The sequence below is a fragment of the Marinobacter sp. C7 genome (assembly GCF_022343555.1).
Taxonomy (GTDB): Bacteria; Pseudomonadota; Gammaproteobacteria; order Pseudomonadales; family Oleiphilaceae; genus Marinobacter.
Genome location: NZ_JAKQZH010000005.1, coordinates 39544 through 59673 on the forward strand (window position 1 = coordinate 39544; position 20130 = coordinate 59673).

General features: G+C 53.2%; 18 protein-coding genes and 1 tRNA gene. 14 read left to right on the forward strand and 5 right to left on the reverse strand.

The window, feature by feature from the left end:
- Positions 1 to 37: 37 nt before the first annotated feature.
- Together MD273_RS17125 and MD273_RS17130 are read left to right on the forward strand one after the other, a co-directional pair.
- Positions 38 to 114 (forward strand) — tRNA-Arg (locus MD273_RS17125).
- 194 nt (positions 115 to 308) lie between these two features.
- Positions 309 to 1529: a tyrosine-type recombinase/integrase gene (locus tag MD273_RS17130; RefSeq protein WP_239039013.1), complete on the forward strand. Its 1221-nt coding sequence runs from the start codon at positions 309 to 311 to the stop codon at positions 1527 to 1529.
- A gap of 34 nt (positions 1530 to 1563) precedes the next feature.
- Here MD273_RS17130 and MD273_RS17135 read toward each other — a convergent pair whose 3' ends face one another.
- Positions 1564 to 2403 carry a hypothetical protein gene (locus MD273_RS17135; RefSeq protein WP_239039014.1) on the reverse strand — a complete coding sequence of 280 codons (840 nt, stop codon included), beginning with the start codon at positions 2401 to 2403 and terminating at the stop codon, positions 1564 to 1566.
- 392 nt (positions 2404 to 2795) lie between these two features.
- On the opposite strand from MD273_RS17135, the gene MD273_RS17140 reads away from it, so the two are divergent.
- The 12 genes from MD273_RS17140 to MD273_RS17195 all read left to right on the forward strand — a co-directional run bounded on the left by MD273_RS17140 (position 2796) and on the right by MD273_RS17195 (position 14379).
- Positions 2796 to 2996 carry a helix-turn-helix transcriptional regulator gene (locus tag MD273_RS17140; protein WP_239039015.1) on the forward strand — a complete coding sequence of 67 codons (201 nt, stop codon included), beginning with the start codon at positions 2796 to 2798 and terminating at the stop codon, positions 2994 to 2996.
- A 185-nt stretch (positions 2997 to 3181) separates the two neighbouring features.
- Positions 3182 to 3868 carry an inovirus Gp2 family protein gene (locus MD273_RS17145; RefSeq protein WP_239039016.1) on the forward strand — a complete coding sequence of 229 codons (687 nt, stop codon included), beginning with the start codon at positions 3182 to 3184 and terminating at the stop codon, positions 3866 to 3868.
- 119 nt (positions 3869 to 3987) lie between these two features.
- Complete coding sequence (locus MD273_RS17150; protein WP_239039017.1) at positions 3988 to 4911, forward strand: helix-turn-helix domain-containing protein; 924 nt, start codon at positions 3988 to 3990, stop codon at positions 4909 to 4911.
- 238 nt (positions 4912 to 5149) lie between these two features.
- A complete protein-coding gene (gene gtdA / locus MD273_RS17155) occupies positions 5150 to 6193 on the forward strand; it encodes a gentisate 1,2-dioxygenase (protein WP_239039018.1) in 1044 nt (347 codons plus the stop codon).
- Positions 6194 to 6240: 47 nt separating this feature from the next.
- The gene (locus tag MD273_RS17160; RefSeq protein WP_239039019.1) at positions 6241 to 6939 is read left to right on the forward strand and encodes a fumarylacetoacetate hydrolase family protein; all 699 of its coding nucleotides are present in this window, start codon (positions 6241 to 6243) and stop codon (positions 6937 to 6939) included.
- 27 nt (positions 6940 to 6966) lie between these two features.
- The gene (gene maiA / locus MD273_RS17165; RefSeq protein WP_239039020.1) at positions 6967 to 7620 is read left to right on the forward strand and encodes a maleylacetoacetate isomerase; all 654 of its coding nucleotides are present in this window, start codon (positions 6967 to 6969) and stop codon (positions 7618 to 7620) included.
- Positions 7621 to 7658: 38 nt separating this feature from the next.
- Entirely contained in the window at positions 7659 to 9404 is a 1746-nt protein-coding gene (locus MD273_RS17170) for an FAD-dependent monooxygenase (RefSeq protein WP_239039021.1), read from the forward strand.
- 43 nt (positions 9405 to 9447) lie between these two features.
- The gene (locus tag MD273_RS17175; protein ID WP_239039022.1) at positions 9448 to 10386 is read left to right on the forward strand and encodes a VOC family protein; all 939 of its coding nucleotides are present in this window, start codon (positions 9448 to 9450) and stop codon (positions 10384 to 10386) included.
- A gap of 11 nt (positions 10387 to 10397) precedes the next feature.
- Entirely contained in the window at positions 10398 to 11672 is a 1275-nt protein-coding gene (locus MD273_RS17180; RefSeq protein ID WP_239039023.1) for an amidohydrolase family protein, read from the forward strand.
- The gene (locus MD273_RS17185) at positions 11669 to 13192 is read left to right on the forward strand and encodes a carboxylesterase/lipase family protein (protein WP_239039024.1); all 1524 of its coding nucleotides are present in this window, start codon (positions 11669 to 11671) and stop codon (positions 13190 to 13192) included. The genes MD273_RS17180 and MD273_RS17185 overlap by 4 nt, the downstream gene beginning before the upstream one ends.
- Positions 13193 to 13232: 40 nt before the next feature.
- Positions 13233 to 13889 carry a flavin reductase family protein gene (locus MD273_RS17190; RefSeq protein WP_239039025.1) on the forward strand — a complete coding sequence of 219 codons (657 nt, stop codon included), beginning with the start codon at positions 13233 to 13235 and terminating at the stop codon, positions 13887 to 13889.
- Between the two features lie 148 nt (positions 13890 to 14037).
- Positions 14038 to 14379, forward strand: a complete 342-nt coding sequence (locus MD273_RS17195; RefSeq protein ID WP_239039026.1) for a DUF4405 domain-containing protein — start codon at positions 14038 to 14040, stop codon at positions 14377 to 14379.
- A gap of 47 nt (positions 14380 to 14426) precedes the next feature.
- Here MD273_RS17195 and MD273_RS17200 read toward each other — a convergent pair whose 3' ends face one another.
- Genes MD273_RS17200 through MD273_RS17215 form a run of 4 tightly spaced genes read right to left on the reverse strand, consistent with a single transcriptional unit; the run spans position 14427 to position 20118 of the window.
- Positions 14427 to 15149, reverse strand: a complete 723-nt coding sequence (locus tag MD273_RS17200) for a hypothetical protein (RefSeq protein WP_239039027.1) — start codon at positions 15147 to 15149, stop codon at positions 14427 to 14429.
- A gap of 34 nt (positions 15150 to 15183) precedes the next feature.
- Positions 15184 to 17664: an efflux RND transporter permease subunit gene (locus MD273_RS17205; protein WP_239039028.1), complete on the reverse strand. Its 2481-nt coding sequence runs from the start codon at positions 17662 to 17664 to the stop codon at positions 15184 to 15186.
- Positions 17665 to 17679: 15 nt separating this feature from the next.
- Entirely contained in the window at positions 17680 to 18738 is a 1059-nt protein-coding gene (locus tag MD273_RS17210) for a WD40/YVTN/BNR-like repeat-containing protein (protein WP_239039029.1), read from the reverse strand.
- 12 nt (positions 18739 to 18750) lie between these two features.
- The gene (locus MD273_RS17215) at positions 18751 to 20118 is read right to left on the reverse strand and encodes a DUF1329 domain-containing protein (protein WP_239039030.1); all 1368 of its coding nucleotides are present in this window, start codon (positions 20116 to 20118) and stop codon (positions 18751 to 18753) included.
- Positions 20119 to 20130: the final 12 nt, after the last annotated feature.

Genomic DNA, 20130 nt, shown 5'->3' on the forward strand with positions numbered 1-20130 from the left:
CTCTTGCCCGCTATCATACCGGCCTTCTCGCAGATTTGCCCCCGTAGCTCATCTGGATAGAGCGGCCCCCTCCTAAGGGGCAGGTAGCAGGTTCGAGTCCTGCCGGGGGTACCAGCCTCACTTCCACCAAGCTCCACGGAATGCTTTAACCAACCGTTTTTAAAGGAATTATCTTTTACAGCAAGTCCATCAGCATCCACGAAAGTCCACCCTTATCTATAACTCTTGGGGGTACATTCAGGGGTGCAAACTAAGATCGCGCCCGCTATAGTTTCTTTTATACCCCCAAGCCAAGCAGGAAACTATCAATGGCTACGGACAAGCTGACTGACAAGCAGGTCAAATCCGCAAACTTCGCCAAATATGGTAAACGCAAAAAGCTCTCTGACGGCGGAGGGATGTACCTGGATATTCAACCATCGGGCAAGTACTGGCGAATGAAGTATCGATTCGATGGCAAAGAAAAAACACTTGCTTTGGGCGTATACCCGGACGTTTCCTTGAAGCTGGCTCGCCAGAAGCGCGCTGAGGCACGAGCTCAACTTGCTGAGGGTGTGGATCCAAATGAAAGCAAAAGGCAGGCGAAAGCCACTCAGAAAGAAAGAAGCGACACGTTCAGGATCGTCGCTGAAGATTGGCTCAAACTGAAAAAGGGGGAGCTTGCAGACAGCACACTGGAAGTAGCTCGAAAAAGGCTGGAGACATGGGCTTACCCTAAGCTAGGCCACCTTCCTATCGCCCATATCAAGCCAGCCCAAGTTCTTGAAACGCTTCGCGAGATTGAAGCCCAGGGCAAACACGAAACAGCCCACCGCATCAGGCAACGAATTGGAGAAATCTACCGGTATGCTGTTGCAGAAGGCCGCGCTGAAACAGATCCCACATCGACGTTGAAGGGGCTACTTAAAACCGTCCCTACGAGACACAGAGCCGCCATTACGTCTGAGGAAAAGCTAGGCACACTGCTAAGGGCTATGGATGCCTATGGCGGCCATGCCTCTACCAGAGCGGCCTTAAAACTCGCGCCCCTGCTATTCTTGCGCCCCGGTGAATTGCGTAACGCCGAATGGACTGAAATTGATCTCCAATCCAGAACGTGGGTCGTGCCCGGAAAGCGCATGAAGGGGACTCTAAAAGCAAAACGGGCGGGGCAAGTACCAGACCATATTGTTCCATTGTCTAAGCAAGCGGTCCTGATTCTTAAGGAGCTCTACGCACTTACTGGCCACCAGCACCTAGTATTTGAATCTGTAAGATCTGGAAGACCACTTTCAGAAAACACGATCAATGTCGCGTTAAAATCTATGGGGTTTGATGGCACCACAATGGTCGGGCACGGATTTCGCGCCACCGCCTCAACCCTTCTTCATGAACAAGGATGGCAACCGGAAGTTATTGAACTTCAGCTTGCCCACAAGCAGCGCAACCAAGTTGCCGCTACTTATAATCGCTCTGCTCGACTCAAGGAACGAACAAAAATGATGCAAGCTTGGGCAGACTACTTATTCGACCTCAAAACTGACAAGTAGCCTTATACACGAAACCATATGCCAACTTTTAAACTCAAAACTTTCGTAGCGCATCACTTACCAGCTTATCCACTACCTCTCCACCGCTTTTGAGTCCGTATTGGTCTCTTAATACTTTTATACCCGATTTAGTTTCCGGAAGAACTAAAACATTAGACTGAACTCTATCTTTGCTTTTTTGCCTACCTCGCGACTTCCAATCTGATTTCAATTTGTCAATAAATAATTTTTTTAAATCCAATGGCAGCATTACCTGATCCATCATGCACTTAAACTTAACTACTCTCTCTTTTGAGTCTATCGGATCATTAACTTTCCCATATAAAGAGGTTGGAAAATTAGCTTTCCTTCCCCTCTCTAACAGCCAAAAACTCAAATCCTCGTCGTCATTTTTTATCCAGGCATAATGAACGTCAAACTCCAAAATCGATGACCATTGATTGCGAAGACGCCCCATTATCTCTCTCTTTTCGCTAAGTGATCGGGGATCATAGTCAACTGCAGCCAACAGTACCTGCCGATCATTCAAACCACCCATAGGCCATTCAGGCTTAAACTCAAAATCAAAATGATGACCAAAAGAAAAATAGAGCCAACTTATAAGTCGACTACTTGCAACGGAGATCAACGAAACCTCATCCTTGGTCAACATTGAATATTGCCTAGCAACTCTTACTTGTTCAAAAAAGAAATCATCAGCATTTACGAGCAATCTCGACACTTCCGTTGCTATTGCCTCATTATTACGAAGCAGTGCTTCATTTAAAGGATACCCCAAATTAACCATATAGTTCCAAAGCCACACAAGATCTCGATCGCCAAAGTCGGATAACGCCTTTGGTAATTTTTTCTGAAACCCAAACTTCAATGCCAAACCACACCTCAATAACTCTGCATTCGTTCCCAAAATACCGATTCTTTGAACTGAACTAGATCAAGAATAGACCAATACTAGCATTTTTTTAACCTTTTAATAGACTAAATATAGCTTTTTTCTAACCCTATTCTAGACAACCTATTGTACCATGAATACTCGAAAAAACAGCCACTTAATAGCATTATCAGTAAGCTTAATCTAGATGAGAACAGTCCAAGATCAAAGTCTCTTCATGGCACACCAACTCTCCAGAACCTTATGGGCGCGGAATTCATGCGCCAGAACGAGCCTCATTATTCATTATCTAGTTTGCCTAAAAAGAAATTAAAGCAATAAAAATTTATGTACCAACACAGATCTTCTGAGATGAAAAATGCAGGAGATCAATAATGCGAATTCTAAGACTCAAAGAGGTAACTAAAAAAACAGGCCTCGCGCGCTCAACTATCTACAAATATGTCGACGCCGGGACATTCCCAAAACCGATTGAACTTGGAGGAAGGTCCGTTGGCTGGGTTGACTCAGAAATCAATGATTGGATTTTGGGAAAAATTCAAGAAAGAGATATGACTAAGTTAGATTTAAAGTAGCCTGAAATTCACTCCCTTAATTTTTTTTGCAGACTGACAAATCCTCGACGTAATCAATAAAAACATTACCTCTCGGTTCAAAAGGCGTAGATTCCTAAAATTATGTGTAGGTTTTAAATACTATTAAACCCCAAGAAAAATACTCATACAAAAGACTCATACCACTAGAAGGAGCACAAACTCCCATGAGTGATAACAACATCAACAGACACCTGAAAAATTCCAACCTAATACTTACTCAGGAGGCAGAGTTTAATGACAAGCAACTCATACCTCGACACCATCCATTCATCGTTAACTACCTTCAAAGAATCGAAGAAACGATTGACGATGTTCTAAACGAGCACCTCCATGCCATTGCAATTCGGGTAGACTTGAGACTCCCTCAAAACTTTAACTGGGAAAACCCAAAAGGTCGCCCACTTTTTAATAGATTCATTGATTCACTAAAGGCAAGGATAGATTCCTACGGCCACTCGTTAAAACGAAACGGAAAGAGGTTTCACCCTACCAGTATACGGTTTCTCTGGTGTCGGGAGTTTGGCGAGAGCGGTCACCCGCATTACCACTGTATTTTGTTTTTCAACAAGCAAACTTTCCGAGGTCTTGGCCGACTGGGAGTCGATAGCACAGGGCTTTATGGGATGATAAGTAAGGCGTGGTGTAGTGCATTGGGCTGCACTCAGATGGAGGGCGATGGGCTGATTTTCGTACCACAAAATCATCTCTATCACCTCCGCAGAGGCGAGCCCTGCACAGACTTGTTCAGACGAGCCAGCTACTTGGCAAAATATCGATCCAAGGTGTGGGGCTTGAGGAGCCACAACTTTGGGGCAAGCAGGCGGGGACTAGCAGATTCAAAGGCTATATGACTTAAGATCAAAGGATTGAGAACCAACTAATAGCACCCTCTTTCAAACAGTAAGTGACTCGTGACATTTATCAATCATCGATTTAGACTCAAGCTGATAGCGGTTGATCAGGTTACGATATGCTGAATGCCGAACCTATAAAAACAAGAGTGATGGTACGCACCTCTCAGACGGGAGAGGTCCTGCCGTTCATCGACAGCTTTGACATCAAAGCATCTAGCCATGGAGCCCCGTGGGACGACCTTCTTGCGGTTGAACATGATCTTCTGCCGGCATCAGAAATGAAGGGTGGGTACATAGAGCGCACAACCATCGTTCAACCCTTAGTTAAATATGACGTCCCCGCTTTTCGCCTTGAGGATCAACGGCATACTCAGCCAACCTCATTGAGGAATGTCATTCACATCGATCCCTCCGGCTCATTAACAGGCGCACGATGGACCAAACCGGCAAACGTTCTGTTCCTGATGCCCTCAGACACTGTTTTTGAGCGTGTCATCGAGGATATGGCAAAAACGCCATCGCGACTGGAATTAACCAGGGCAAGCTTCATTCAGGACATTCACATACAACAGATTGGCAATGCAATTTTGACGGAGTGTCAGGAAGGTTTCCCGTCGGGAAGGCTTTATGGCGAATCGCTTGCTATGGCATTAACTGCCAGACTGGTTAACAACTATTCCGTTCGCCACCTTCACACAAATGACACAGGTCTCGGGCTCCCCTCGTGGAGACTGAGGAAAGTGATCGACTTCATCGAAAGAAACATCGATGCCGACCTCGGCCTTGAAGACCTTGCCAACCTCGCCGGTTTCAGTGAGTTCCACTTCAGCAGGATGTTCAAAAAAAGTACCGGATTCACACCTCACAGGTATGTCACTGAACGTCGTATAGCTCGTGCCAAAGAGCTCCTCCTGCGGACCCAGATGCCAATCAAAGACATCAGCAATCAGCTCGGGTTCGGGGACCAGGCCCACCTCTCAACCGTCTTCAAACGGTTGACTGGAACTACCCCCAAGCGTTTTAGAGAGCAGAATAAATAATCTCTCGTCTATACCCAGTTTTGTAAAACAGCACTCGCCCCAAGCGATTCCTGTTCCGCTCCCCTGAATAAAATTCCCTCGACTCGGCCAACATTTAGCAGGAATCTAAAAGGCCAGCATAAATCCACAAGAAAGCCTCCCCTCCCCCAAATAACCTGTCGACATAGCGTCTCGGCCCTTTTGGTCACGAGACCATACCTAAAACAAACATAAAAACATGTCGTTTCAGGAGAGTCCGATGTCAAATCTTCCATCAGTATCTCGCCGCGCCTACTACAAGGAAATCGAGAAAAACAACCTCTCCCCTTTGTGGGAATCGCTTCATTCCCTCGTCCCGGAATCGCCCCAACCAAAAGCGGTTCCCGCAATCTGGAAGTACGATCAGCTTAAAGACCTGATCATGGAGGCAGGGTCCCTCATTAGTGCCGCCGAGGCGATCCGGCGTGTTCTAGTGCTTGAGAATCCAGGCCTCCCCGGACAGTCGAGCATCGCTTCCAATCTTTATGCGGGTCTACAGCTGATCCTTCCGGGCGAAATTGCACCCAGCCATCGACACACGCAATCCGCACTCAGATTCGTTGTTGAGGGCCGGGGCGCTTGGACCGCCGTCGATGGCGAGCGCACAACCATGGAGCCAGGTGATTTTATTATCACGCCTTCCTGGACCTGGCATGACCACGGTAACCCGGAGGAAGAAGCGGGCGGCGAATCCGTTGTCTGGCTCGATGGCCTCGACATACCCTTGATCCAGCAACTAGACGCTGGTTTCGCGGAACCCTATCCGGAAGAGACCCAACCACTGAGTCGCGCCGAAGGGGACAGTTTTGCTCGCTATGGCTACAACATGTTACCGGTCGATCACACGGTTAAAAACAAAAATTCTCCCATCTTCAACTACCCGTATACGCGAAGCAGAGAAGCCCTCGAAAAGCTGAGCCGGAATAGTGAAGCAGACCCGTTCGACGGTTTCAAACTGCGCTACGTCAATCCGGCCACGGGCGGCTATCCGATGCCGACCATGGCTACCTTCATGCAGCTCTTGCCCAAAGGCTTCGTCGGAAAGAACTACCGGAGTACGGAATCCACGGTTTTTAGTGTGGTCGAGGGCACCGGTACTGCCCAGATTGGTGATCAGAGCTTCAGGTTTTCACCGAGAGATCTGTTTGTAGTGCCGTCCTGGTTGCCGGTATCGCTGAGCGCCGACCAAGACGCCGTACTGTTCAGTTATTCCAATCGTCCTGTGCTCGCAGCCCTTGATCTGCTGCGTGAGGCTCGCGACTAAGTCGCACCCTGAATTTCCCTATACCCCAGATAGAAAGTGAGGAACTTATGGCCTTTGTGTTCAAGCCCGAAGCCCCTGTGGCAGCCCCTGTTTTTGGAAGTGATGACGCCGTAGCGATACGACGCGTCTACTGTGTGGGCCGCAACTATGCCGCCCACGCCAGAGAGATGGGATTCGACCCGGATCGGGAACCGCCCTTTTTCTTTATGAAGCCAAACAATGCGATCGTCTCCGTTAACTATGAATCACCACTCACCCTCGAGTACCCGGCTGAAACAGAGAATTACCACTACGAAGCCGAGCTGGTTGCAGTTGTGGGTAAAGGTGGCTCCAACATCCCGGTTGAGAGTGCGCTGGAGCATGTCTGGGGTTACGCAGTAGGTCTGGACATGACTCGTCGTGACCTACAGGTAAAAATGCGGGAAATGGGTCGTCCGTGGGAAGTCGGCAAAGCTTTTGACAAATCCGCACCCATGGGGCCGATCCACCCCGCAGAGACAGTGGGCCATCTAGAGGATGCAGCCATCTGGCTCACAGTAAACGGTGAAACCAAGCAGAAAAGCAGTCTGGACCATCTTATCTGGTCCGTCGCTGAAACCGTTGCCTACCTTTCTAAATTCTTTGATCTGGAACCCGGCGACCTGATCTTCACAGGCACTCCGGAGGGCGTTGGCCCCGTTGTAGCTGGAGATTCAATCAAGGTAGGCGTGGAGTCTCTCGGTGAATTAACCGTCGATATCGTCTGATTCCTTCTCAAGCTACAGGGTACTGAAGTGGATTTATACAGCTTCTTCAACAGTTCAACGTCTTACCGTGTGCGCATAGCACTGGCACTCAAAGGTGTGGACACCGAGTATCACGGCGTGAACATCCGTACGGGCGAACACTGTGTCCCCGAATACGTTGCAGAAACCAACCCGTCGGCCTGCGTTCCGGCCATTGTTGAAAAGGGATTCAGCCTGGGTCAGTCACTCGCCATCATCGACTGGTTGGATTCGGCTTATCCCGAGCCCAGACTGATTCCGATGGATCCGGTACGTCGCGCCAGGGTGCTGGAGTTCTCACAAGTGATCGCCAGCGATATACATCCAGTCAATAACCTTCGGGTTCTGAAATACCTGCAGGACGCGTTGAAAGTCACCCCAGAACAGAAGCAAGCGTGGTACCAGCACTGGGTCGACGAGGGCATGAACTCAGTCGAGCGGCTCTTACTGCGGAGCGCAAAAGAATACGCCGGCCCGTGGACGTTCGGGGACAGTCCATCCCTCGCGGATTGCTGCCTGATCCCACAAATTGCTAACGCCCTGAGGATGAACTGCAACTTGAGCAAATATCCGGAGGCGATGAGGGTCTATGAACATGCAACGAGTCACCCGGCATTTGTGAAGGCAGAGCCAAGCAACCAACCAGATTATATCTCTCCCTGAGATTTGCCTCCTCAACCCAAAACAAAGGGACACGAACAATGACAAAAACCATCAATGTAGATGTTTTGATAGCAGGCGCAGGCCCGGCAGGTGCGTCCACCGCCGTTTTCCTGGGCAAACAGGGAATCAACACCATGATGATTTCCCGTAACCGGGGGCCTGCAGACACCCCACGGGCACATATTGTGAACCAGCGAACCATGGAAGTGTTTCGCGATGCGGGTCTGGAGGAAGACTGCCGGGAAGTCGCGTCGTCTGCAGAAAGCCTCGCCAATACATTTTTCGTACGTGGCTTTGCCGGGGAAGAACTGGCTCGCCAGTGGGCCTGGGGCAACAACCCTGAACGTATGGGTGATGTACTGACGGCAAGCCCTTGCAGCTTCGTGGATCTCCCCCAGCACAAGATGGAACCCATCCTCCTTTCCGAGGCTACGCGCCTGGGCGTTCATGTGCGGTTTGACACGAAACTGTTATCCCTGACCCAGGACGAGGAAGGTGTTACGGCAAGGATTCTGGACTGTCTGACCGAAACTGAATACGACGTTCGGGCCAAATACCTTGTGGGGGCCGATGGCGCCAACAGTACCGTGGTGAAGGAACTGGGCCTTCCTTTGGCCGGCGAGGGTGGCCTCGGATCCGCCTACAACATCTTTTGCGATATGGATCTCTCCGCCTACACAACCCACAGGCAAGGGTCTCTCTATCTGATACTTCAATCCGGCGTGGCCGAGTGGTCTGGAGTCGTTGTATTCCGCATGGTTCGTCCCTGGAATCAATGGCTGGTCTCGATCTATATCCCACCGCATTATGATGGACCGGATGCAACAGAGGAGCAGCTTGTCTGGCGCATCCGTGAGGCGATTGCAGACCCCGCTGCCGCCGATCTGGATATCAAGATTCGCTCCGTATCGAAGTGGTCTATCAACGATATCCACGCCGAAAAAATCTCCTCTGGTCGGGTCCACTGCATGGGTGACGCAGTGCACCGACATCCCCCGGCGGCGGCGCTTGGCTCCAATACTTGCATCCAGGATGGTTTCAACCTCGCATGGAAACTCGCGCTGGTCCTACAAGGTAAAGCGCACCCACGGTTACTCGACAGTTTCAACGACGAGCGCCAGCCCGTTGCAAAACAGATCGTGCAGCGTGCAAACGCCAGCATGTGGCAAGCAAACGGCTTTGCAGACTATCTGGGCGCCTGCCTTTTTAACGTCTACAGCGACGAAGAAGTCGATGCCAAGCTGGCAACGCCAGAAGGGCGAGATGGGTACAAGGAGCAACTGCTCGATACGCGATACAACGGTGAAGCCCATGGCGTCGAGCTTACCCGACGCTACCGCTCCGTCGCTGTTATGGACGACGGCTCACCAGAGCCGCAAGCGCCTCAGGACCCCGAGCTCTATTATCAGCCCTCGACTCACCCCGGCTCCGCCCTGCCTCACGGCTGGCTGAGTACTCGTAAACCCGGTCCGGTGAAATCAACCCTTGATGTCGCAGGTAAGGGCAAATTCCACATTTTCTCATCCCATGGCGGTGAGAAATGGAAAGAGGCCGCAAAGAAAGTTACGGAACAGACCTGCGTTGCGATTGGCGTCTCACTCATTGGCACCGGCCTGGATTACGAAGATCCCTATCTTGATTGGGAAAAAATTCGCGGTGTTGAAGAGAACGGCTGCGTGCTCGTTCGCCCTGACCTCATCGTCGCATGGCGATCCGACAAACTCCCCGGCAACCCAGAAAAAACCTTGCTGCAGGCCATGAACAGTCTGCTTGGTTGGGATTAATTAAAAAACGTCTGAACTTGACCCCGATTTAAGAGGATTTGTCATGAGCAATTCAAATCTGATTACCCATCTCCGCCATGTTGGTTTCGCAATGCCTCAGATAGAAGAGCAGAGAGCATTTTACAGCAAAGAATGGGGACTGACAGAAGTCGCCGAGCAAGACGGCGTGTACTTCTTTGCAGCAGAGGGCTCACCGGAACCTTACGTCATTCGGCTTCGCAAAGACGAAAAGAAACGCGCAGATGTCATCAGCTTTGGCACCGGCAGCCGTGCAAATGTCGATTCGCTTGCCGAGCAACTGCTGCGTGATGACGTCGAGTTGATCCACGAACCCAAAGAGCTATCCACTCCAGGCGGTGGTTACGGCGTCCGCTTTTTCGATTTAGACGGGCGAGTCATTGAGGTTTCAGCCGACGTCGAGCCTAGGACATATCGTGAACTTGAGCCTGGAGAATCCATTCCGGAAAAGATCTCCCATTGTGTCGTCAATTCACCAACCCCTGAGGCAACAGTGGAGTGGTATGAAAAATACCTCGGATTCCGAGTTGTCGAAACACTGCACGCACATGAACGGAAACTCATGTGGTTCATGCGTTGTGCTAACCCGCAACACCATGTGTTCGCAGTGGGGAGTGCCCCGCACGTCGCGATGCACCATGTGTCGTTTGAAATGAGAGGCGTAGACGAATTCCTGCGGGGCGTCGGACGCCTCCAGCGCGACGGGCATGAGCTTATTTGGGGACCCGGCCGGCACAAAACCGGTGACAACGCCTACGGCTACTTCTCGGACGCTGTCGGAAACACCGTCGAATACACCGTGGGCATGAGTGATGTCGAGGATAACTGGGAAGTGAATAACGACGATGTGACAGACCCTGAAGTACTTGATACCTGGGGCGTATCCAATGCCTGGGGCGAGCACGTGGTCCAAAAGCATTTCAACACACCGGATGAGGGGCTGTTTGTTGCCCCCCCGCTTTGAGGAGACGACCCATGAAAACGCTGATTAAGAATGCTCAGATTTTTGATGGAACCGGCAGTCCTCGATACCCATCCGACGTGCTGATCGAGGGCAAACGAATCGTTCAGATAGCCCATGCAATCGACAGCTCCGTTGCTGAAGCCGACGCGGTTATCGATGCGACCGGTGCCACGTTGATGCCCGGACTGATTGATGGCCACACTCACCTCGGCCTCGGTTCGACAGTAGAGTACCGCTCGCCGCGGACAGAACCTGAAGAAACCCAGGTCATGATCATTGGCCATAATGCAAGGGTCATGCTTGATCATGGCTATACCAGCATCTACTCGGGCGGTAATCGGCGTCCGAAAGTTGAGGTCGCGCTTCGAGATGCCGTCAAAGATGGCTGGATGCCAGGCCCGCGTATTCGGGCCGCCTCCTGGGAAGTAAGTGCGGATACCATGAAAGCCCCTTCTGCGACGCTTAACCCGGGGTCACCAAACGAACACCGGGGGGCGTATGACCGGCCGGCCATCACTCAAAAGGTCCGCGACTTCGTGCATGAGATGGCTGACGTTGGAGTAGATATCGTCAAAATGCCTCTCACCGGTGAAAGTGCCCTTGTGGAGTACACCTCCCGCATCCTCGAATTCCAGGAAGAGGAAGTGGCTGCGGCGGGTATAGCGGCGCGTGAAAGGGGCATCTGGCTGACAGCTCACGCCCATTCCTCCGAGGGTATTCAGATGGCCCTTCGCCATGGTTTCCGAGTGATCTATCACGTCAGCTACATGGACGACGAAACCATTGAAATGGCTGCACGCCTTGCGGAACCAGTATTTATCGCGCCCTCCCCTGGAAGTCTGTGGATGATGGGCAATATGGACAAGCCGCCCACGCCGGGTATGGAAGTTGAAGAAGCAACACAGAGCCTGCGGCAGGTCGTGCCGAAACTGGTCAAGGCAGGCATCCACGTTGTACCGGGTAGTGATTACGGATTCGGATTCAACCCGATCGGCCTCAATGCCAAAGATCTTGAGCTATTTGTTGACTGGTTCGGAATGACGCCCTCGGAATCCCTGCGCTGCGCCACTGAAGTGGGCGGGCACCTTATGGGCATGAGTGAGGAACTTGGTCTGGTGAAAGAAGGTTACCTGGCAGACCTGCTGATCGTTGAAGGTGACCCGACCGATGATGTTTCGATCCTTCAGGATAAAGCCAACCTTTCGATGATCATGAAGGACGGAGAACTGTACAAGTTGGCGGGCCATCGGAGTCCGACCAGACATCGGGGTGCAGTGGCCGTATGAGATCAGAATCTTACTCCATCGAGAGCGCGCCGTTCGTGCTTATTAATACCAACGATGGCTGGGTTCTTGGCCAGAACAGCATGGGAGTGAGAACCTTCAAGGGTATCCCCTACGCTGCGCCGCCGGTTGGTGAGCTGCGGTGGCGACCACCGCAGCCACCAAAAAAATGGAATGGCATCCGCCCCGCACTGCAATTTGGTCCAGCGCCCTTACAGGCTCTGCCCCCATCGTCGAGCCTGATCTACAGGATGAACAATCACGACGCCCATGCTCTGGTTATGAGCGAGGATTGTCTCTACCTAAATGTCTGGACGCCTGCGGAGTCTTCGGGCACGAACCTTCCCGTTCTGGTCTGGATTCATGGAGGTGGTAACAAATCCGGCCACGGAGGCCAGGATTTGTTTGACGGCCATTATCTCGCCACAAAAGGCGTTGTTGTCGTTACGATCAACATGCGACTCGGCGCGCTTGGTTTTTTTTCGCATCCAGAATTGATTGAAGAAGACGATCTGAACGCATCAGGTAATTATGGTCTGCAGGACGTCGTCGCTGCATTGCGATGGGTACAGGCAAACATCACTAATTTTGGTGGCGACGAGAAAAGAGTGACATTGGCCGGCAATTCGGCCGGCGCTGCAAGCATCACGCATCTGATGGCTGCGCCAGCGGCAAAAGGGCTATTCCAGCAGGCCATCGGCCAAAGCGCTTCCGGGGTGTTTCGACCCGAAGGCCGAATGACAGACCAATTGGAGGCCAGCAAAGCAGGCGCCCAGTCTGTCTCAGAGCTGGGAGGTTGCCTGGACCAACTCAGAAAGATGGACGCAACCCATTTTCTGAAAATCCCGCCTCAGGGAATCATTGTTGATGGCCGCCTTCTTTTCGAAGATACGACTGGCGTTTTCCTTGAAGGTAGGCAGGCCGACATCCCCCTTATGGTGGGCTGGAATTCCGACGAAGGGACACTCTTCAACTCACCCACCGCAGTTGAAGCGCTCAGACCAAGCCAGAGCACGCCAGAGCAACTCGCGGTACTGGCGGGCACCTATCCAGCGGTATTCTCTGAGAATGGAATAGGTGCCGAACGGGAATTTGTCGGTGACAGGAAGTTCGTTTACCCAGTCTGGAAATGGGCTGAGACCCATGCAAAAACATCGACGTCCCAAACTTGGGTGTATGAATTCAATCATTCGCTGCCACTGCCTTCTGACATCCCTTCCCCGGCTGATGGCCAGAGTCATTACGGGACCTTCCATACCGCAGAACTGCCCTACGTCTGGGGCAATCTGTGGGCTCGCCGGTGGGACTGGACCGATCAGGACCATGCCCTGGCCGCTCAACTCTCAGGAGCCTGGGTTCAGTTCATCAAAACCGGAGAGCCGGTTCTGGAGAACGCGCCCAAATGGCCGGCTCTCGATCCGTCAGCCCCTCGACAGTTAATGGAACTGGGGGGATCCCCCAAGCCAAAGACCGTGGCGCGTCTGGCCGCATTCAAGGTTTTTGACGAAATGTATTCCCGATAAAAAGCACCCAGCATTTCCACACGGCAATGAGGAAATAATCATGGTATTCGATAAGACATCCCCCGAAAATTTCGTTTCTTACCAACAGAGTAATGTGCTCAACGCCCTGCCCTTCGATCCGTTTGCAGCAATTATCGGGCCCCGCCCGATTGGCTGGATGGGCACGCAATCTGAAGAAGGTATCGCCAACCTTTCACCCTACAGTTTCTTTAATGCCTTGAACCATGACCCGGCACTTCTGGGATTTGCGAGCATTGGCTACAAGGACACTGTAAAAAACATCGAGCGCAGCGGAGAATTCACCTGGAATCTCGCCTCACGAGACCTGGCAACACAAATGAACGAATCCAGCGTCCCGGCCCCGAGCGATATTGATGAATTTGAGCTGGTCGGGCTCACCAAAGCACCGAGTGAAATGATCAAGGCACCGAGGGTCGCGGAATCACCGGTCAGCCTCGAGTGCCGTCTGTCGCAAATCATTCAGCTGCAGGATTCAAATGGCAACAAGACAGACACCTGGTTTGTATACGGCGAAGTGATCTACGCGCATATCAGAAAAGACATGTTGAATGACGGAATTTACGACACTGTGAAAGCCGCACCAATACTTCGTGGGGGCGGTCTGTCAGATTATTTCGAAATCATCGAAGAATCCCGTTTCGGAATGACGAAACCCAGCGGATATACCCCGAAATAAGACAGTAACCTCTCCGGGGCCAGCTCCACCAGTAGGGCACCTACACCTTCAACTGAATGATGGATTATTTTGCAGTGCCCCACCTTGCCTCTGATCGATGCCGGAATTGATCAGAGGCCTTTTTGTCATAGTGACGAGGAAGGTAAAAGTGATAAGAAAAATTGCAGCGGTATCAATGGCGGTATCGTTTTTGGCAGTGGCAACCAGCGGAATGATGATGTTCGTTATAGAAGAACCATCATTTACTATTCAAATGCATCCCGTGCACAAACTCTTCGGCCTGCTGATGGTCGTCGCAGCCGTCATACACATTTCATTTAACTACCTGGCCCTCATCAATCACCTGAAATCAAAGTCCATATCCATCTATGGCGGCGCACTCGTCGTTTGCCTGGTTCTGCTTTACGGTGCGGCAATCAACAATAAGGTACCCGCCGACTTGGCTAAACAAATGGATTCAGCGGCGGCAGAACTCGATTCCAGGGACTGAATAGCAAACAAAGCTCACTCTATTATTACAGTTCCCTACCAACCGTCTCAGGGTGCCAGAGCGGCCAGATCCTGGCTGATGTTCCCCATGTAGTAGGCAGTAATACCTGGCACCCACTTCTGCGAATGGTCCAGTAGCCGCGGTCGAACAAAGGCATATTGATTGGCCAAACGTTCGACCGAGTCGGTCAGCCCGGGAGCATCCTCAATAATCTTACTGAAACCCTTAGTAATCGAGGCATCCAGATCCTTGAAGGCGTTTTCGTCCATTTCCACTGCAAACACGCCAAGGGTACCGATTCCAAAAGTACGGGTTTGGTAGAGAAGTAAAAGTTTGCTGAGTTTCAGATTAAGCTCATGCTGTTTCGCCACGTTCCCAGCCACAGCCTGCATTTGATAGCGCTGATCCGCTAAACGGTCCAGCGCAGCATGAGCCTTTAGCATCGGATTAAACCAGTGGGCATAAAGGTAGGCCGGCGTTTCGCCGGCCTCTGCCTCAAACTCGGCCAGGTACTGCAAGAGATTTTCCAAGGCCTCGCGCAATTCGCCCTGCGCAGGAACCACCTGTATTAGCTGAGCCCGGGCCGCCTGATAGCGATCTTGAAACCGAGGATCTACACCATCGCTGTTGGGATTGTAGTAAGCCAGCAGGTTATTGATCAGCGCAAAGCCCTGCAGGCGAATCTGTTGTAGTTCTGCTGCCTGATTACTGGCCTGAGCGGGCATACTCAGGCAGCCGATTAAGATAAAGAGTAGTCTTGCTGTTTTCATTTAACGTCCTTTAGTTTGCCTGTCGGCTGTGCAATCAATCGGAACACACCGCCTTGTATTGCAACTGACTGGCACTTTCTCGCCTTCGCTGCTGATTTGGGTTGTCATTCACATCTTTTGCCACTTGTGGCGATGCCGACTCTGTGGGCAACACCTGCGGTTTGAGCAGGAAGCGCGCCAGCGCCGGTAGCAGGATCAGGGCCGCCAGCATGTTGCCGATGAACATGAAGGCCAGCATCAGGCCCATGTCGGCCTGGAACTTGATCGGGCTGAAGGTCCAGGTCACCACGCCGATGGCCAGGGTGGCACCGATCAGCATCACCACCTTGCCGGTCAGCAACAGCGCCCGGTAATAGGCTTCGGACAGGCTGCGGCCATCCCGCAACTGGTTCAGAGTGACCGACAGGATGTACAGGGCGTAGTCCACGCCGATACCCACACCCAGGGCAATCACCGGCAGGGTGGCCACCTTGACGCCAATACCCAACGCCACCATCAGTGCCTCGGCGAGGAGGGACACCAGGAACAGGGGCAACATTGCCACCAGAACCGCGCGCCAGGATCGGAAGGTCAACAGGCACAGCAGGAATACCGCACCGTAGACCAGCAGTGTCATCTTGTCCCAGGCATCGCCGACAACGATGTTGGTCGCGGCCTCGATGCCTGCGGTACCGGCGGCCAGCAGGAACTTTACATCGTCGGTGTTGTTGGCCTGGGCGAAGGCCTGTACATGGTCGACCACACGGTTCAGGGTCTCCGCTTCGTGATCACTGAGGTAAACGTACAAGGTCAACAGCGAACAGGCGTCGTTATAAAGCCCCCGGGGTGCACTGGAAGTCACCAGGTTGAGCATCTGCTGGTTGCGATTGAACTCGTACCATTTGGGGTTGCCCTCGTTGAGGCCCGCCAGCATGCGGCGGTTGAGCAGGGACAACGTATTTGTACCCTCCACGCCTTTGAGCTGGCGCAGCTCCCACTCCAGCGCATCCACCTTGTTCAGGGTCTCGTAGTCGGCACAGTAACCCGCCGGCGTTTCCACCATAACCGCCATGACATCGCTGGACGCACCGTAAACACCATTCATGAATGCGATGTCCTTGTTGTAGGCGCTGCTGGCCCGCAACTCCGGCGCGCCCGGATCCAGATCGCCCACCTTCAGCTGGGTAGAGACACCATAGGCGCCAACCGCCAGCACGAGGGCGCAGGCAATCGCGCCCACCGCCCAACGGCGGGTCGTGAACAGGTCCAGGAACCGCCAGACCGGGTGACGGGTCTCTCCCGCCTCGTCCGCTTGTTCGGCTTTCAGGCTACGGGACGCTGCATTGGGGCTGACGCCGATGTAACTCAGCAGCACCGGCAACAGGATCAGATTGGAGAAGATCAGCAGTCCCACACCCAGAGAGGCCGCCAAAGCCAGCTGTTGGATGGCACCGATGTCGATCACCAGCAGTACGGCGAAGCCCACGGCATCAGACAGCAGCGCGGTCACACCTACCAGGAACAACCGGCGGAACGTTAATCGTGCGGCCACCAACTTGTGCATGCCTCGACCCACGTCCTGCATGATGCCGTTCATCTTCTGAGAACCGTGGCTCAGGCCGATGGCAAACACCAGGAACGGCACCAGGATGGAATAGGGATCCAGCACATAGCCCAGCGTTGGCAGCAGGCCCAGAAGCCAGGTCACCGCCACCAGGGATACCAGTACCACCAGCGAAGTCGAGCGCCAGCAACGGGTGAACCAGAAAATGAACAGTGAGGCGGTCACGATGGTAATGGCAAAGAACACCATCACCGAGCTGACCCCTTCGATCAGGTCGCTGACCAGCTTGGCAAAACCGGTAATGTGAATTTCCACACCCTGCTGTTCGTACTTGTTACGCAATTCATCCAGTTTTTGACCCAATGCACCGTAGTCCAGGGGCTGGCCATCGGAGGTTTCCGCCAGCAGGGGCACGAAGATGATGCTTGAGCGATAGTCCTCGGCCACGATCTGGCCCACTTCCCCGGACCGGGCAATGTTGGCCCTGAGCTGACCGAGGCTACGCTCGGAACCATCGTAGCCGTCAGGAATGACCGGGCCGCCTTCCAGGCCATACTCGGTGACACCGGTCCAGCGGGTGTTGGGCGTCCACAGTGATTTCATCTGACTGCGGTTGACGCCCGGAATCAGGAATACCTCATCGTTGAGCTGACGCAGGGTTTCCAGATAGTCGGCGTCATAGATGGTGCCATCGGGATTCTCCACCGCAATGCGCACAACATCGCCCAGACCCATCAGGTCATTCTGGTGCTTGTTGAAGTTCTGAATGTAGGGGTGCTCCTGGGGAATCATCTTCTCGAAGCTGGCCCCCAGTTCCAGCTTGGTTGCCTGGTAGCCCAGCAACACTGTTGCCAGGGCGCAGAGTGCGAGCACCAGCCAGCGGTGATTGAAGATCACGCGCTCCAGTACCGACCCGCTTTTCAGGTCAAACTCGTGCAGGCTTTTGTCAGAGTCGTGTGTTGTTTTTGTCATCTTCGCTCACCTTGCTTAGCGGTCTGTCGCGGCCAGCCGGATACCTTCCATCGTCAGAACGACGAGTCGGTCTCCGGCTGGAACAAAGGTATTGATCGGCGAGAAACGCTGTTCATTGGCTGGCACCAGCCGGCCCCCATTCAACTTCAGCAGCAGGCCTGCCTGATTGCCCAGCATCACATCACCTGAAGGCAGCAGCCTGGAACTGGTGATGGAGGCATCGATCTGGCTGGGAAGGGGTTCCCAGAGACCACCGCTGTTTTCGCTGTACCAGATATTGCCCTTGAGTCCGGCGGCCAGGATGTCCTTGCCGGAGGGCAACTCGACCGTAAAGAAACTGCCGTTATAGGGCGTAACGATCTGTTCCCAGGTCACGCCATTGTCATCGGACAGCGTCACGAGGCCCCGCTCCCCCACGGCAACCACGCGGCTGCCACGCTGACGAATGGCGTAGAAATGGGACATTTCAGGGTTGGCCATGCGATCCATGATCGGTTGCCAGGACTCGCCGCCATCCCGGGTTTCAAAAGCCAGGCCGTAGGCGCCGACGACAATGGCCCGCTCCGGGCTCTGAAGCAGAACATCCAGAAACGGTTTGTCCGGCCCTTCATCTACCAGTCGTCTGGCTTCCCATATCGCACGCTCGTCACCACGCTTCTCGGCCGCGGCAAGCGCGAGCTCGGCGGCACGGCGGCCGTCAAGCAGCAATTGCCAGGTCTCACCCCCGTCGGAGGTGCCGAGTACGACACCCGCATGACCGACCGCCATGCCTTCCTTTGCATTGGCGAAGCGGACAGCCGTGAGACCGGTGCTGACCGGCACCGCTCCCTGGCGCCAGCTCTGGCCGTTGTCGTCGGAAAGCAGCGCCAGGCCCCGCTCACCCACGGCAACGATGGTTGATCCGGCCTTGGCGGCGCCGATCATGAACGCTCCCTGCGGGTTGCGGATTTCAATCGCCGACCGCTCCAGAGGCTCGACAACCGGCTCAGCACCCAGGGCAATCGGGGCGGCACCGGCCAGCAACAAGCCAGTCGCCGCTAGTACGCTCCTGAGGTTTCTGCTATCCCGACTCATACCAACGACTCCTTACCGGAAGCTATTACCAGCCATGGATGAAGGACTGAATTCCACTGGCGAACGCCTCTCTAGAAATTCAAATTGCTCCTCTTCTTCGTTGTACAGGTTGGCAATAAAGGCGCTGCCATCCAGGTGATCAAATGCTCCATAAGCGCCGATAAGCGTGGCGGGCCGATCAGGTGCCACAAACGTTTGACTCCAGACCGTCTTCCATAATTGGCCGTCATCACCCCAACGATCCCCCAGAACACACAACCAAGTGTCTTCATCACAGTAGTAACGACTACGCGCTACCTGGTGGCGCTCACCATCACGACGTGTTGCATCGACCACCCATACGCGGTGTTTTTCCCAGCGCATGTGGTCTGGATCCCAGTGGTGATCATTCAGCACTTCAGCATCGGATGTCGGTTGCAGGAAATTGTTGGCGTTATAAGGGATGTACATTTCCTTCTTGCCAACCAGCTCCCAGTCAAACCGATCGAGCGTGCCAACCCAGGTGTACAGTTCATCGAAGAACAGTTCCCCCGCTGCAGCCGGTGTTGGCGTATCGCAGCAGGCATTAGGCAGGCGACGTACCCGGCGTTGTCCAGTAAGGTAAACCCAGGTCTGCAATTTGCTCTGATCCAGGTATTCGTGGGCCAATACCGCCTGACCGGCCCGAATGGGCGGACCATAATTTCGGTAAATCAGCTTCCAGAACAGCCCATCTTCCTCCTGAAACTCTTCCAGGTTGCTGTCTTCAAAGTAATAGGGAACCTGCTCATCAGTCACACCATCACTGATCAGCACCCGACGGCCATCTGGTAACAACTGATACCAGTTTCCCCCATGGCTGAAATCCTCGCCGCCCCGCCAGCGCAGCATATGGTTCCACATCACCTCAGCTCCGGTTTTGGCTAACGGAAAAGGGACGCCCCCATACACATTTTCCGGCACGTTATTGACCATGGTCCCCCGGGTGGCGTTGGCATAGGTGTTGTCATACACCCACTGCGGCGCGGCTGCCGTACGATGCGTCGGATAGACATCAATTCGGAACGTATCCGGATACCGCTCCATGAGAAGTTTGGTGCCTTCGGTCAACATATCTGCATGCTCTTCCATATTGTCGACACTGACCGAAAACAACGGCTGTTCATCTGCAAAAGGATCACCTCTACGACCGCCCGGCTCGTCTCCAGGAATATCCTTGGTATAGCCACCGGTCCATTCCGGAATACTACCGTCGGCGTTGCCAGCGCGCTCAGCACCAAACGGGGTCAGCTCACCCTTCAGGCGCCCGGCCTCCTGGGCCGATACAGCTGCTAAAGCACCATTGCTCAGGGCGAAAGCAGAAATCATGGCAATCAATGCGTGTTTTCTTGTCGTCATCATGATCGTTCTCCG

What these genes read in the sequence shown, in the direction of transcription:
- MD273_RS17130 (WP_239039013.1), top strand. Translation starts at nt 309, where the DNA reads ATGGCTACGGACAAGCTGACTGACAAGCAGGTCAAATCCGCAAACTTC.
- MD273_RS17140 (WP_239039015.1), top strand. Translation starts at nt 2,796, where the DNA reads ATGCGAATTCTAAGACTCAAAGAGGTAACTAAAAAAACAGGCCTCGCG.
- MD273_RS17145 (WP_239039016.1), top strand. Translation starts at nt 3,182, where the DNA reads ATGAGTGATAACAACATCAACAGACACCTGAAAAATTCCAACCTAATA.
- MD273_RS17150 (WP_239039017.1), top strand. Translation starts at nt 3,988, where the DNA reads ATGCTGAATGCCGAACCTATAAAAACAAGAGTGATGGTACGCACCTCT.
- gtdA (WP_239039018.1), top strand. Translation starts at nt 5,150, where the DNA reads ATGTCAAATCTTCCATCAGTATCTCGCCGCGCCTACTACAAGGAAATC.
- MD273_RS17160 (WP_239039019.1), top strand. Translation starts at nt 6,241, where the DNA reads ATGGCCTTTGTGTTCAAGCCCGAAGCCCCTGTGGCAGCCCCTGTTTTT.
- MD273_RS17170 (WP_239039021.1), top strand. Translation starts at nt 7,659, where the DNA reads ATGACAAAAACCATCAATGTAGATGTTTTGATAGCAGGCGCAGGCCCG.
- MD273_RS17175 (WP_239039022.1), top strand. Translation starts at nt 9,448, where the DNA reads ATGAGCAATTCAAATCTGATTACCCATCTCCGCCATGTTGGTTTCGCA.
- MD273_RS17180 (WP_239039023.1), top strand. Translation starts at nt 10,398, where the DNA reads ATGAAAACGCTGATTAAGAATGCTCAGATTTTTGATGGAACCGGCAGT.
- MD273_RS17185 (WP_239039024.1), top strand. Translation starts at nt 11,669, where the DNA reads ATGAGATCAGAATCTTACTCCATCGAGAGCGCGCCGTTCGTGCTTATT.
- MD273_RS17190 (WP_239039025.1), top strand. Translation starts at nt 13,233, where the DNA reads ATGGTATTCGATAAGACATCCCCCGAAAATTTCGTTTCTTACCAACAG.
- MD273_RS17200 (WP_239039027.1), bottom strand. Translation starts at nt 15,149, where the DNA reads ATGAAAACAGCAAGACTACTCTTTATCTTAATCGGCTGCCTGAGTATG.
- MD273_RS17205 (WP_239039028.1), bottom strand. Translation starts at nt 17,664, where the DNA reads ATGACAAAAACAACACACGACTCTGACAAAAGCCTGCACGAGTTTGAC.
- MD273_RS17210 (WP_239039029.1), bottom strand. Translation starts at nt 18,738, where the DNA reads ATGAGTCGGGATAGCAGAAACCTCAGGAGCGTACTAGCGGCGACTGGC.
- MD273_RS17215 (WP_239039030.1), bottom strand. Translation starts at nt 20,118, where the DNA reads ATGATGACGACAAGAAAACACGCATTGATTGCCATGATTTCTGCTTTC.